Origin of the sequence: Pyxidicoccus xibeiensis, assembly GCF_024198175.1 — a bacterium.
In the GTDB taxonomy this organism is placed as follows: Bacteria; Myxococcota; Myxococcia; order Myxococcales; family Myxococcaceae; genus Myxococcus; species Myxococcus xibeiensis.
This window is the reverse complement of the sequence record NZ_JAJVKV010000004.1, coordinates 521,572-534,311: the sequence shown is the minus strand read 5'-3', so window position 1 is coordinate 534,311 and position 12,740 is coordinate 521,572. Positions and strand designations below refer to the sequence as shown.

Annotated in this window: 10 protein-coding genes; 2 read left to right on the top strand and 8 right to left on the bottom strand. The window is 72.3% G+C overall.

The genetic code is table 11. The features are described 5' to 3' along the window. Positions 1-87 precede the first annotated feature (87 nt). Complete coding sequence (locus LXT23_RS20035; RefSeq protein WP_253981810.1) at positions 88-297, bottom strand: hypothetical protein; 210 nt, start codon at positions 295-297, stop codon at positions 88-90. Between the two features lie 260 nt (positions 298-557). Next, positions 558-872: a type II toxin-antitoxin system RelE family toxin gene (locus LXT23_RS20030; RefSeq protein ID WP_253981809.1), complete on the bottom strand. Its 315-nt coding sequence runs from the start codon at positions 870-872 to the stop codon at positions 558-560. 269 nt (positions 873-1,141) lie between these two features. On the opposite strand from LXT23_RS20030, the gene LXT23_RS20025 reads away from it, so the two are divergent. Continuing rightward, positions 1,142-3,565 carry a sensor histidine kinase gene (locus LXT23_RS20025; protein WP_253981808.1) on the top strand — a complete coding sequence of 808 codons (2,424 nt, stop codon included), beginning with the start codon at positions 1,142-1,144 and terminating at the stop codon, positions 3,563-3,565. Between the two features lie 5 nt (positions 3,566-3,570). On the opposite strand, the gene LXT23_RS20020 is transcribed toward LXT23_RS20025, so the two are convergent. The 3 genes from LXT23_RS20020 to yedA all read right to left on the bottom strand — a co-directional run bounded on the left by LXT23_RS20020 (position 3,571) and on the right by yedA (position 6,321). Continuing rightward, positions 3,571-4,512, bottom strand: coding sequence for a type VI immunity family protein (locus tag LXT23_RS20020; protein ID WP_253981807.1), 942 nt, complete (start codon positions 4,510-4,512; stop codon positions 3,571-3,573). Further along, positions 4,509-5,192: a hypothetical protein gene (locus LXT23_RS20015; RefSeq protein ID WP_253981806.1), complete on the bottom strand. Its 684-nt coding sequence runs from the start codon at positions 5,190-5,192 to the stop codon at positions 4,509-4,511. Before LXT23_RS20015 ends, LXT23_RS20020 begins: the two co-directional genes overlap by 4 nt. 181 nt (positions 5,193-5,373) lie before the next feature. Beyond that, positions 5,374-6,321, bottom strand: a complete 948-nt coding sequence (gene yedA / locus LXT23_RS20010) for a drug/metabolite exporter YedA (RefSeq protein WP_407692898.1) — start codon at positions 6,319-6,321, stop codon at positions 5,374-5,376. Between the two features lie 280 nt (positions 6,322-6,601). Between yedA and hrcA the strand changes: the two genes are divergently transcribed. Further along, complete coding sequence (hrcA, locus tag LXT23_RS20005) at positions 6,602-7,633, top strand: heat-inducible transcriptional repressor HrcA (protein ID WP_253981805.1); 1,032 nt, start codon at positions 6,602-6,604, stop codon at positions 7,631-7,633. 13 nt (positions 7,634-7,646) lie between these two features. On the opposite strand, the gene LXT23_RS20000 is transcribed toward hrcA, so the two are convergent. The 3 genes from LXT23_RS20000 to LXT23_RS19990 all read right to left on the bottom strand — a co-directional run bounded on the left by LXT23_RS20000 (position 7,647) and on the right by LXT23_RS19990 (position 12,650). Then, positions 7,647-10,505 carry a carboxypeptidase regulatory-like domain-containing protein gene (locus LXT23_RS20000; RefSeq protein ID WP_253981804.1) on the bottom strand — a complete coding sequence of 953 codons (2,859 nt, stop codon included), beginning with the start codon at positions 10,503-10,505 and terminating at the stop codon, positions 7,647-7,649. A 105-nt stretch (positions 10,506-10,610) separates the two neighbouring features. Continuing rightward, positions 10,611-11,525: a lipid kinase gene (locus LXT23_RS19995; protein WP_253982341.1), complete on the bottom strand. Its 915-nt coding sequence runs from the start codon at positions 11,523-11,525 to the stop codon at positions 10,611-10,613. 258 nt (positions 11,526-11,783) lie between these two features. Continuing rightward, positions 11,784-12,650: a calcium-binding protein gene (locus LXT23_RS19990; RefSeq protein ID WP_253981803.1), complete on the bottom strand. Its 867-nt coding sequence runs from the start codon at positions 12,648-12,650 to the stop codon at positions 11,784-11,786. Positions 12,651-12,740 lie beyond the last annotated feature (90 nt).

Here is a 12,740-nt window from a genome sequence, read left to right as displayed (position 1 = left end):
ACGGCGTCGCGCTGATTTTCAGCGCGACGTGGGAGACGGCGTCGCGCTGGCTTCAGCGCGACTTGGGAGACGGCGTCGCGCTGATTTTCAGCGCGACGTGGCCGACTCCCGGGAGATGTCCACCAGGGTGAGGGTCCGCGCCGCGTCATCCTGCGCGTAGACGACCACCAGCCCGTCCACCTGGAGCGGCACCGGCACCGGCACCGGCGCGTCGGCCGCGGACGCGCCCTGCTTGCCCAGCCTCGCGGCCAGCGCGTCCACCGCCTGCTGGAACGCGTCGAAGCGGGCGGTGGACATCAGCCCGACCTCCTTCCATGCCTGTGCCGTGAAGACGACACGGTAGGGACCCACGGCTCTGGGAAGGGTGCGGGGCATGGTGGAGACGCGAGTACGGGCGAGAGTCTGTCACTAATGACCCGGTCCTCAAGTCCCTGGCCACGGTTCGTTGCCCGAAGGACGAAGCGCTGTTCATCGGGCGACGCCCGAGAGGAGGACCGTGCACATCCTCGGGGTGCGGGTATGCGGATGTTCCCACCCCGGCGCGGCCTGCCCGAGGCCTAGCGGACGGAGGCCTGGGGCGGAATGCCGGACAGCCGGAGGGTGACCTCCAGCAGGCGGATGGCCGTGCGGGCCGGGTCCACCTGGTAGAGGAGGACGAAGTCCCCCACGGTGAAGGACAGCATGCTCTCCACGCCCGCCTGCTGGAGCGCGCGCGGGTCGGGCAGCCGCCCCTCCGAGGCAAGCGTCGCCAGCGCGGTGAGCCGCTCCTGGAGGACACCGTAGTCTCCGTTGGAGAGGTGGCCCAGCTGCCGCCAGGCGGAAGGATCGACTTCGACTGCATACGAGGATGGAAGGCTGTTCGGGGATGCCATCGTTGGTGGCGCCAAAGCAACCTCCACACCACCCTGAAGGTGCCAGGAATCAGACGCTTGGAGCGAGCAGCCATGCGTCGGGCTGTAAGGACTGCCGGGCCTCGGACGCGAGTCCCGGTAAGTTTTCCAGCGCTCGCGGCTTTTCATCCAGCGCTCCATCCCTGTCGGCTCATCGACACCCTCGGGGATTTCCGGAGGGAAGGACTCTCGCCCGGACGGCAGAGGGCCAATCCTCCAGGTCGTCACGCGTCCGGGCGCACCTTCTTCGTATGCCGAGCATCGCCGACCTCATCGAACGCCACCGGGAGCAGCTCACGCAGCGCTTCCTCGCCGAAGCCAGCAGGCTCGAGAGTGCCCGGGGGCTCAAGCCGCATGAGGTCATCGACACGCTGCCCGAGTACCTGACCACGCTCGCCAGCGTCTCCCGCCAGGGCCACCGGGGGGATGCCGCGAGCACGAAGCAGCGGCTGGAGGACACGCACATCGGGGCGCGCCTGCGGCTGGGCTACAACCAGGACGAGGTGACGAGCGAGTACGTCCTCATGGGGCGGCTCATCGCGGAGCTGTGGGAGGCGCTCCCGCCGCGGGAGCAGCCCACGCCCGAGGACTCGCAGCTGCTGTTCACCGAGCTGGACTCGGCCATGGACTACACGGTGGCTGTCTTCACCGGCTACTCGCTGGAGGACCGGCAGCGCGAGAAGCGGACCCTGCGGCACCTGGAGACGCTCGCCCCCAAGGCCCTGGGACGCGACGAGGCGCTGGACGTCCACCTGGCTCCGCTGCTGGAGGTCATCCAGCATGCCATGGAGGCGGACGGGGCGGAGCTCTTCGTGCTGGAGGGGCGGGAGGTGCTGCGGCGCGCGGCGGCCTCGGGCCGGTGCGTGGTGGAGGCGGAGGCGGCCCGGGTGCCGGTCGCGGGCGACTCGTTCCTGGCCCGGCTGGCCCGCTCCGAGGAGCCGCTCATCCTGGCGGGGCTGCCCGAGGCCTCGGCCGCGTGGCGCGAGGGGCTGTGCGGCACCGGGCTGTCCACGCTGATGGGGCTGCGGCTGTGGCCGCACGGCGAGCTGATGGGCGTGCTCTACGTCGGACTCGCGCGCGCCCGGCCCTTCCAGCCCCAGGCGAAGCGGTACCTGGAGACGCTGGTGGAGTACCTCTCCGGCATCCTCGACCGGGCCTTCCTCTTCGGGCAGCTCCGGGACGCCCACGCGCGGCTGGGCGCCTCGGAGGAGCGGTACCGGCTGGCCAGCACCGCCATCACCGATGCCATCTGGGACTGGGACCTGGCCACGAATGCCCTCGCATGGAACGAGGGGCTGGAGACGCTGGTGGGCTATCCCCCCAGCGAGGCGGGGGCCGATGCCCACTGGTGGGCCGAGCACATCCACCCCGAGGACCGGGAGGCCGTGCTGCGGGACATCCACGCGGCCATCGACGGGGGGCGGGAGCGCTGGCGGGCGGAGTACCGCTTCCGCCACCGGGACGGCCACTACGTGCACGTCACCGACCATGGCGTCATCGCGCGGGACGCGCGGGGCCGGGGCGTGCGCATGGTGGGGGCGATGCAGGACATCACCGCGCGCACGCACGCGGACGCGGCGCGGCGCGAGAGCGAGGACCGGCTGCGCCTGGCGCTGACGGCGGGGCGCCTGGGCACCTGGGACTTCGACCCGGTGACGGGCGTGCTGCGCTGGGACACGCGGACCCGGGCGCTCTTCGGCCTGCCTCCGGAGGCCGAGGTGTCGTGGGACACGTTCATCGCGGGAGTCCACCCGGAGGACCGGGAGCGCACGGCGCTCGTCGTGCAGCGGACCCTGGCCGGAGAGGACGGGGGCGCGTTCAACCTGGACTACCGCACCGTCGGCCTGGCGGACGGGGTGGAGCGCTGGGTGTCCGCGCACGGGCAGGCCTTCTTCGACGTGCACCGGCGCGCGGTGCGCTTCATCGGCACGGTGCTGGACATCACCGAGCGCAAGCGCCTGGACGAGCAGCTGCTGCGGCGCGAGGAGGAGCTGCAGCGCAGGGCGGACCTGGAGGAGAAGCTCATCGGCATCGTGAGCCACGACTTGCGCAACCCGCTCAACGCGGTGGGCTACTCCACCACGCTGCTGCTGCGCCGCGCGGACCTGGATGACGGCGCCAGGCGTGTCATCGAGCGCATCCGCAGCGCCACCGAGCGGGCGAACCGGATGATTCGCGACCTGCTCGACTTCACGCAGGCGCGGCTGGGCGGCGCCATCCCCGTGCACCGCGAGCCGGCAGACCTGAACGAGCTGGTGCGCGCGGTGGTGGAGGAGGTGCGGCTGGCGTCACCGGGCCGGCGCATCGAGGTGACGACGCAGGGGGGCGGCGAGGGCACGTGGGACACGGACCGGCTGGCCCAGGTGCTGACCAACCTCTTGAACAATGCGCTGCGCTACGGCGCGGAGGACGCGCCCGTGCGGGTGGAGACGCGCGCGGAGGACGGCGTGGTGGAGCTGCGGGTGCACAACGCGGGGGAGCCCATCCGCCCCGAGGCGCTGCCCATCCTCTTCCAGCCGATGAAGCGGGGCGCGGGGGAGACCGAGGCGACGAGCCCCGGGCTGGGGTTGGGGCTCTACATCGTGGACCGCATCGTCCACGCGCACGGGGGCAGCGTCTCCGTGAGCTCCACGGCGGAGGAGGGGACGACCTTCTGTGTGCGGCTGCCCCGGTAGGGGAGCTAGTCGAGGAGGCGGCGCTCCCAGCGGCGCATATCGTCGTCGCTGAAGCCGGTCCACGGGCGGCGCTCGCGGTAGAGCCAGGGCTCCAGCACGCGGGCCAGCTCGCGGTATGGGGCGAGGGTGCGCTGGGGGTCCACGTCGCCGAACTCGGGCTGCTTGCCGAGCGTCACCACGACGCGCTCCTGCCCCAGGTCCTGCACGGTGGTGCCGGGCGAGTGCAGCCGGGAGCGGAGGCCCGCGGCGCCGCCGAGCTCGCCGAGCACCGGCTGGCCGAGGAAGGTCATCCAGTGCGCGCCCTTCACCCGGGTGCCGATGTGGTTGGCCAGCTCGCTCACCTTCATGATGTCCATGCCCGGGTAGGCGAAGCAGTCCGCATGGATGTCCTTGATGTACATCGTTGAGTCGTAGTGGCTCTGGAAGAACAGGCCGGCATGACCAGAGTTGAAGGGGAGCCGGGCGCTCAGTTCCAGTGCCAGGTCTCGCACCCACCCGGGACCCCGTTCCTCCAGGTATTCGGTGGGCAGCCAGAAGGAGACGGTGGTGGCCTCATCGGGAAAGGCCATGTAGCCAGGGAAGTCGAAAAGCCGGCTGAGATAGTCGAACTCGTGCCCCGGTCTTACCGTTGTCCATTGGCTCAATACGGCGCGGCCACCTTGCGGATCGAGAAGTTCCTCCCGGACGGATGCCCAGCCCTCGTCATCAAGCTCCCACCAGTATCCGGATTCAGCCAGATAGGCGGACAGTCGCTCGTGTCCCACTGCTCGGAGGTATGTTTCCAGTGCATGTGTCACGGCGTGTCGCACTTCGCTGTGCGGCCGACGCATGAAGAAGGTGATGTTCAGGCTGTCCCGTACGATGAGGTCGCGCACGGGCTCGGGAATTTCAGGCGGATATGGCTCAAAGGTCTTGTAGACACGGACCTTGGGGGTGAACGTGCTCATGGCCGATGGATTCCGTGCTGAGGCGCCACCATGGCTGGTTCTGCGCCTCCCAGCGCTCCCTTGTACATGTTGCCCTGGTGCTTTGGGTAATAGGGATGACTGCGGCGATAGGAACTCCATTCAGGAGGGTTGCTTAGCGGGCACGGGAACTTGAAGTCATAGACGGCCTGTACCTTGAGGGGCTCGTTCGTCGCGTGAATGACGACGTCCGGAACCAACGTTCCGACCAGCAGGTGGAAGAGCCCATCCTGTAACCATTCAGCCACCTGGGCCGGTGATATCAAGCGCAGACCCTTCCCTGGCTCGGGGAAGTAGCGCGGCTCGATGCTGTAGTTGCCCGGAAACGCGTCTTCCAGCTTCTGCCGCGCGCACTCCAGCGCCACTTCGTGTTTCACCCGGCCCAGTTCTTCTGCGCGCGTCTCCGTCTTTCCCTGGGGCGTTGTCACCTTCTCCCTGCACTGCTCGGCGGTGGGCCACCTGCCCTTCCCGTAGCGTTGCTCGTTGATCTGCCCGTTCGCCTCCGAAGCGCACTCCATCAGGATGGCTTCGACGCGCTCGATGTCCGCCGCCTCCAGCAGCCGCATCACCGCCGCAGTGGTCCGCGCCGCGCTCGCCGCGCGTGACAGCCACGGGAGGATGGCGTCCTCGCCCGTGGCCGCGTAGCAGGCGGGAGTTCGCATGCAGGCGCTCGTCGCCGAGTCCACCGACTGCGCATAGGCGCGAGGCCCGCCGTGCCGCCCGACACGAGGGGTGCCGCACGCCACCAGCACCGCGCTGGCGAGCAGCGCCCAGATGCAACTCGGTTTCGCCGTCATCCCTCAGGATGATGGCGTATTTCTTGAATTGCGTAAATTGCCTGTTTCAGCGCTTGCGCGTCAGCAGCACCACGGCGCCGAGAATCGCGCCCATGGCCACCCACGCGCTGGGGCGCATCGTCTCACCGGCGAGCACGCTGCCCAGGAACACCGCGACCACGGGATTCACGTACGCGTAGCTGGTGGCCAGCGCCGGGCGCGCGTGGCGCAGCAGGTAGCCGTACGCGCTGTATCCCACCAGCGAGCCGAAGACGACCAGGTAGAACCACGCGCCCACCGCGCGAGCCCCGGGCATCACCGTGGGCAGCTGCTCGCCCAGCACCAGGCCCACGCCCAGCATGAACACGCCGCCACACAGCATCTGCGCCGCGGCGGACATCAGCCCCTGCGGCATCGGCAGCCGGCGGCTCCACATGGAGCCGAACGCCCAGCTCATCGGCGCCACCAGCGCCGCCACCGTCGGCAGCAGCTTGCCGCCCGTCGCGCCACCCAGGTTGAGCAGCACGATGCCGCCAAAGCCCACCGCCAGGCCCCAGCGCTCCAGCTTCCCCGGCCACTGGCCGAAGAGCCCGCCGAACAGCGCCGTCCACATGGGCAGGCTGCCCACCACCAGCGCCGCCACGCCGGAGGGCACGCCCCACTGCTGCGCGAAGACGAGCCCTCCGTTGCCCACACCCAGCAGCAGCAGCCCCACCACCGCGCTGGAGCCCCACTGCCTCGGGTTGGGCACCGGCGCGCCGCGCAGCCATAGCGCCCCGAACAGCACGCCGCCCGCCAGCACGAAGCGGGTGCCCGACATCAGGAACGGCGGCAGCCCGCCTTCCAGCGCGAAGCGGATGGCCAGGTAGGTGGAACCCCAGATGAGGTACAGCGACACCAGGCTGGTGATGAGCCACCCGCGCTGCGGACCCGCGGATTCAGCGGTAACGCTGGCAGGCAGGACGGCGGGAGGAGACTGCGGCGCAGGGAGGGACTGGGCGGACGAAGCAGACACGGTATTGCCGCTTGTAGCGTCCGCTCCCAGGCGTGGCCATGTGCGCATTCCCGTACCCCACAGTGGACGTGGGCGACGTGCGGTACAGTGCGGGAAGACGCTCCCGGGCACGAGGGCGCCTGCCTGCCCTCCTGGTGCACCAGCATCGGGAATCGCGCTGGCCCCTGGACGTGCGGACAGGGGCGGCGCGGATTGAATGGCCGGGCGCTCTTTCTTAGACTTGTCGAGGAGCGTGGGCGGATGGAGTGCCGGGCCGCCAGCTCCGGAGTGTGAACGCGGGATGTCGGACGAGCTGGGAGAGCGTGAGAAGGAAGTCCTGCGTGCCGTCGTGCAGGAGTACATCTCCACGGGTGGGCCGGTAGGCAGTCAACAGCTCACCCGGAGGCAGGGATTCGAGGTCTCCTCCGCGACGATGCGCAACGTGCTGGCGGACCTGGAGGAGCTCGGCTTCCTCGAGAAGCCGCACACCTCGGCGGGCCGGGTGCCCACGGACCAGGGCTACCGCTTCTACGTCGACACGCTCGTCAAGCTGAAGGACCCGACGCCGCGCGACCGGGAGCTCATCCACGCGGGCCTGGTGCACGAGGCCAACCTGGAAGAGGTGCTGGGAGAGGCCAGCCGCATCCTCCACTCGCTGACCCGGCATGCGGGCGTGGTGGTGACGCCGCGGCCGGACTCGGCGGTGTTCCACCGCATCGAGTTCGTCCGCCTGCGCGAGGACCGGGTGCTCGCCATCCTGGTGGGGCAGAGCGGCCAGGTGCACAACAAGGCGATTACCGTCGACTTCCCCATCACCTCGGACGAGCTGCTCAAGGCGAGCAACTACCTGTCGGAGCTGCTGCGGGAGGTGCCGCTGGAGGAGGCGCGCGAGCGCATCCGCCTGGAGATGGACCAGGACCAGGCGCTCTACAACGCGCTGACGTCCAAGGCGCTGAAGCTGGGCGCGGCGGCCACGGACCTGCCCACCACCGAGCGCGTGCTCATCCAGGGCACCAACTCGTTCCTGGAGGCGCCGGAGTTCGCGGACGTGGAGCGCATGCGCGCGCTCTTCAAGGCGCTGGACGAGAAGAACAAGCTGCTGTCGCTGCTGGACCGCGTGCAGCGCGCCAAGGAGATGCAGATCTTCATCGGCGCGGAGAGCGACTTCTCCGCCGCGGGCGACGTCACCGTCATCGCCACGCCGTACAAGAACCAGGACCAGGTGCTGGGCACGGTGGGCGTCATCGGCCCCACGCGCATGGACTACCGGCGCGTGATTCCCCTGGTGAACTTCACCGCGCAGGTGCTCTCGCGCGTGCTGGAGAAGGTGTAGCGCGCCAGTCTTCTCACTCGGCGCGGGTGACGAGCACCTCCTGCTCGCCGCCCCCGCGCCTGACCTGAAGCCGCACGGGCGTGCCCGGCGTGCCGTGCGCCCGGGACTCGGCCTCCGTCCTGTCGCGCACCACCAGCCCGTCCACCGCGAGCAGCCGGTCTCCCACCGTGACGCCCGCGCGCGCGGCGGGGCCGTCCGGCAGGAGCCACGCGAAGGTGACGTAGCCGCGGTCCTCGCTGAAGCCCGCGCCCAGGGTGCCCGGCGGCGCGCGGCGCGGGGACACCGTGACGTCGCCCAGCTCCGTGGCCTCCGCCTCCACCACCTTCACGGTGCGCGTCTCCGGGCGGCCCTCCGGCGGCATCAGCCGCACGGTGTGCGCGCCGGGGCGCACGTCCTCCAGGCGGAAGCGGCCGTCCGGCCCGGTGCGCGCGTCCGGCAGCGACGTCACCGCCCGGTCCAGGAACACCGCCACCCCCGCGGCCGGCGTCCCGCCCCGGCTCCACACCGCGCGCCCGGCGATGGAGGACGCGCCGCCGGTGAGGGGCACCTCGACCTCCGAGGAAGCCCCCGGTGCCAGCGACACCTGCGCCTCGCCCGTGCGCCCGTCGGCGGTGCGCACGGACACCTGGAGGCGCTGGCCGGGCGCGTCCGCCAGGAAGAAGGTGTCGCCGGGGAAGCGCCGGGTGGCGGGCACCGCGCGCGCCCAGGGAAGCTCGCCGCCATCCGCCTCGCGCAGCTCCAGGACGAAGCCGTCCGGCGGGGCGCCCCGGGCGGACACCACGCGCCCGCGCAGCGTGGCCGCGGGCTGGAGCCGCACTTGCCGGGGCCCCTGGTCCTCCTTCGCGCCCGTCACCCGGCCCACGCGGCCGGCGTTGTGCGCCACCAGCGTCAGGGGCGCGGCGCTCGGGGGCCGCGGGGGCAGCCGGAAGCGCCCCGACTCGTCCGCGCGCACCATGGGGTTGATGGCGTACTCCCCGGACTGCTGGGCCACCACCACCGCCAGCGGGCTGGGCGCGCCGGAGGGCTCCAGCACGGTGCCGGAGAGCACGCCCTGCTCCCTCAGCGTGAGGTCCTGCCGCACGCTGCTCCCCGGGGGCACCGTCACCGCCGCGTCCTCCTCCACATGGAAGTAGAGGGTGGGCTCCTCGCGGGCCTGCGCGACGAGCTGGTACACGCCCTCGGGCAGCTCCAGCTGGTAGCTGCCCTGGGCGTCCGTCGCCGTGGTGGCGCCTCCGGAGCCGCCCCGGGCAATCGCATGCACCAGCGCGCTCGACTCCAGCGGCGCACCGGACGGCCGCGTCACCTGGCCGAAGACGATGCCCGACTCGGGCAGCGTGAAGTCCACGCGCGTGGTGGCGGCGGCCTTGAGCGTCTCCGTCCGGGAGAGCCACCGGGAGGCGCCCTCTCGGCGGGCCTTCACCGCGGACAGCCCGGCCTCCAGGCCCTCCAGCCGGTACTGGCCCCGCGCATCCGTCATCGTGGTGCGCGTCGAGCCCGCGCGCTGGTAGCGCCCCACGGACACCTGGGCTCCCGCGACGGGCCGGCCCTCTCCATCCACCACCGTGCCCTCCACCACCGCCGACGCGGGCTCCAGCCTCACGTCCAGCGGGGTGTAGCGCTCCGGCATCACCACCACGGCCTCCGTCACCAGGTCCGTCATCCCCGGCGCGCGCGCGGCCACGTCGTACTCGCCCGGCGGTAGGTCCATCCGCCACGTCCCATCGTCCGCCGAGGTGGCTCGGCCCAGCTCCCCCGTGCCACCCGCGGGCAGGGCCAGCAGCACGGCGCCCCGCGTGGGTGCGCCGTCCGCCGTCGCCACCGTGCCCTCGAGGCCGCTGGCGGCTCCCAGCGTCACCGTGAGGCCCCGCAGCGTCTCGCCGGGCGCCACGGCCACCTGCCCGGCGATATGGCCCATCGCCTCGCCCTTGCGCGCGGACACGCGCCAGGTGCCCGCCTCCACCTCCAGCGCGAAGCCGCCGCTGTCGCCCGTGGTGGCGCGCACCGGGGCGGAGCCACCGGCCGCCAGCACCTCCGCGCCCGCGACGGGCTGGCCGCGCGCGTCCACGACGAAGCCCTCCAGCGTGCCCGCGCCCCACAGCCCCACCACCAGCGGGCCCGGCTGGGGCACCTGCACCAGGCGCAGCGTGCGGCGGCTGAAGCCCGGGGCCTCCGCGGTGAGGCCGTAGTGGCCCGGGGCCAGGCCGGAGAGGGTGAAGCGGCCGTCCGCGCCGCTGCGCGCCACCGAGGCCTCCTCCGGCAGGTGCGCGGGGTCCTCCCTCGCCGAGGCGGTGCCCGTGTAGGGCCGCAGCGTCACCTCCGCGAAGGGCACCGGCTCCTCGCGGCCCTCCACCACGGTGCGCCCCTCCAGGGACACGCCCGCGGGCAGCGTCAGCTCCACCGCCGTCTCCGCCTCACCCAGGGGGCGCGTCGCCTCGCGCCGGGCGGGGCCCTGGCCCGGGGCCTTGGCCGTCAGCAGGTAGTCGCCCGGGCCCGCTGGCAGCCGCAGCGTGCCATCCGGGCCGGTGGTGCCCTCGCCCGCGCGGCGCCAGGGCGGGGCCCCGGTGCCGTCCTCCACCCGGCGCCGCCAGGCCCGCACGCTCGCCCCCGCCACCGGGCCTCCCGCGCCCAGCACGCGCACCACGAAGGCGCCGTCCTCCGGCGTGGCGGCCGCCTCCAGCGACGGCGTCGGTGGCGCGCTGTCGGCCGGGACGTCGGAGGCGACGGCCGGTGCGGCGGCGACGGGAGTGCCTGGCGCTCCCGGGCGCACGGGCGGGGCGCTCCCCGGCGCGGGCATGCGGAACCAGAGGAGCAGCACCGCCGCGACGCCCAGGGTGGCGGCGATGAGGATGGGAAGTCGGGAACGCTGGCGCACGGGCTCGGCCTCCCCGCGGCGGAAGCCCACCCGCCACGGAACAGGCCCCAGCGTAGGTCAGCCTGGGGGTCATTTCGAACTCCCGGCCCCGGGCTGCCTGGAAATTCAGGAAGGCGCGGGGGCGTAGACGCGCAGGGCCGACGGGGCCACCTCGAAGCGCATGGGCGTGCGGCCCACCAGCTCTCCGTCCGCGTTCACCTCCTGGACGGGGTCGGCCTCCACGTACACGCGCGCGGCGAGCAGCGCCGTGACGGCCGGGTGGTCCTCGTGCTCACCGCTGCGCAGCGACAGCGCCACGCGGGCCAGCGTGGCCACGTCCTGGAGGTGGCCCAGGCCGGTGCCCTCGCGGCCATTCGCGGCCGAGGGCGCGGAGATGGCGTAGACGTGCAGGCGCCGGTCATCCAGCTGCGCATCCGGGGACACCATGTTGCCCGCGCCATGGTAGCGGCCGTTGCCCACCACCAGCTGCAGCGCGTCCAGCTCCAGCTCCTGGTCGTCCAGCTTGAGGCGCAGGTGGAAGGTCTGGAGGTCCTTCATCTCCGCCGCGGCGGCCACCGGGTAGGCCAGCCTCCCCGCGCGCTGCTTGAGGCGCTTGGTCAGCCGCTTCGCGATGCCGGTGGCGATGCCCAGGCTGGCCGCGTTGAGGAAGGGGCGCCCGTTGGCCAGGCCCACGTCCACGCGGGCCGTATAGCCCTGGGCGATGACGTCACACGCGGCCTCGATGTCGGGCGGAATCCCCAGCGAGCGCGCGAAGTCATTGCCGGTGCCCAGCGGCAGCACCCCCAGCGTCACGTCGCGGCCCAGCAGCTTCGCCACCACGCAGCTGAGCGTGCCGTCGCCTCCGCCCACCAGGATGCGGCGCGCGCCCAGCGCCGTCATCCGCTCCAGCACGTGCTCCAGCCGCTCCGTCCTGGCCAGGGCGTAGCTCTCCACCAGGGGCACGCCCCGCTCCGTCAGCGTGGCGCGGGCCGTCTCGAAGGCCTCCCGGCCGGAGCGGGAGCGGGTGTTCACCACCAGCACCGCGGGCCCCTCGTCCAGGGCACGACGACGCGGCGGCTCGATGAGCGCGGGTTCCAGGGACGACCTCCTGTTTCGTGTCGCCTCCAAGGTGTGCACGCCGGAGCAGGCGGGCCAGCGGGCCTGGGGGGAATGTGTCCGGAGGGAACTGTACGAAAGAGAAACCCCCCAGGCCGCTGGAGGAGCGACCTGGGGGGCGGGGGCACGACGGGAAGTCCACGCGGGGCGTCATGCTTCCTGGGCCTCGCTTCGGGCGAGGTGTCAGTTCCCGGCGTCGCGGCCCTCGATGATGCGGCGCTGGATTTCCTTCCGCAGCGGCAGGGCCTCCTCCGTGCTCAGGCGGCCGTCGCCGTTGGTGTCGTACGTGGCCATCAGCGTCGCCCGGCGCTCCTGGGCGGCGGCGACGCGGTCCTGGCGCAGCGCCACGCGCTCACCGTCATCCAGCCGACCGTTGCCGTTGGTGTCGTACTCCGCCAGCAGCTCCTGGCGCTTCGCCTCCCAGCGGGCGCGCACCGCGTCGCGCGCGGCCTGCCGCTCCGCCTCGTCCAGCTTGCCGTCCCCGTTGGCGTCGTGCCGCTCCAGCCGCTCCGCGCGCAGCCGCTCGCAGCGGGCCTCCATGGCATCCACCATCGCGGTGCGCTCCTCGGTGGACAGCGTGCCGCTGCCGTCCTCGTCGAAGGCCCAGCGCACCCGCCAGAAGGCCCAGTGGCGCGCGCGCCGGCCCAGCTGCGCCAGGCGTGGGCGGATGGTGTCGCGCCGCTCGCCCAGGTCCGCCCGCAGCTCGCGCAGCTCCGCGTTGCTCAGCGAGCCGTCGCCATCGTCGTCATACCGCTCCATCACCGCCTGCCGGCGGGCGCGGAAGTCGCACAGGCCCCCGTCGTCCGTGGGCTCCACGTCCACGCCGTCCGTCTCCTCGGCGGCGATGGCCTGCACCGTCGTGTCGTCCGCGTCCGCCACCGCGTCCGCGCCAATGTCTCCGCCCTCCTCGGAGGACGCCAGGAAGGCGGCGGCCTCGCCGACGTAGAGCGCCTCCTCCTCCGGCGTGGTGCCACAGGCGACGAGCCCCAGGGGCAGGGTGAAGCAGAGCGCGGCGGTGAGGAGACGGCGGTGGGTCGACTTGCGGTTCATGAGAGGGTTCCTCCAGGTTTCAGGTGCTGTGTGTTCCGGCCTCGCTCCTCTCGAACCCGGGCACCGCGTGGAAGTTGCGGGGAGGATTTC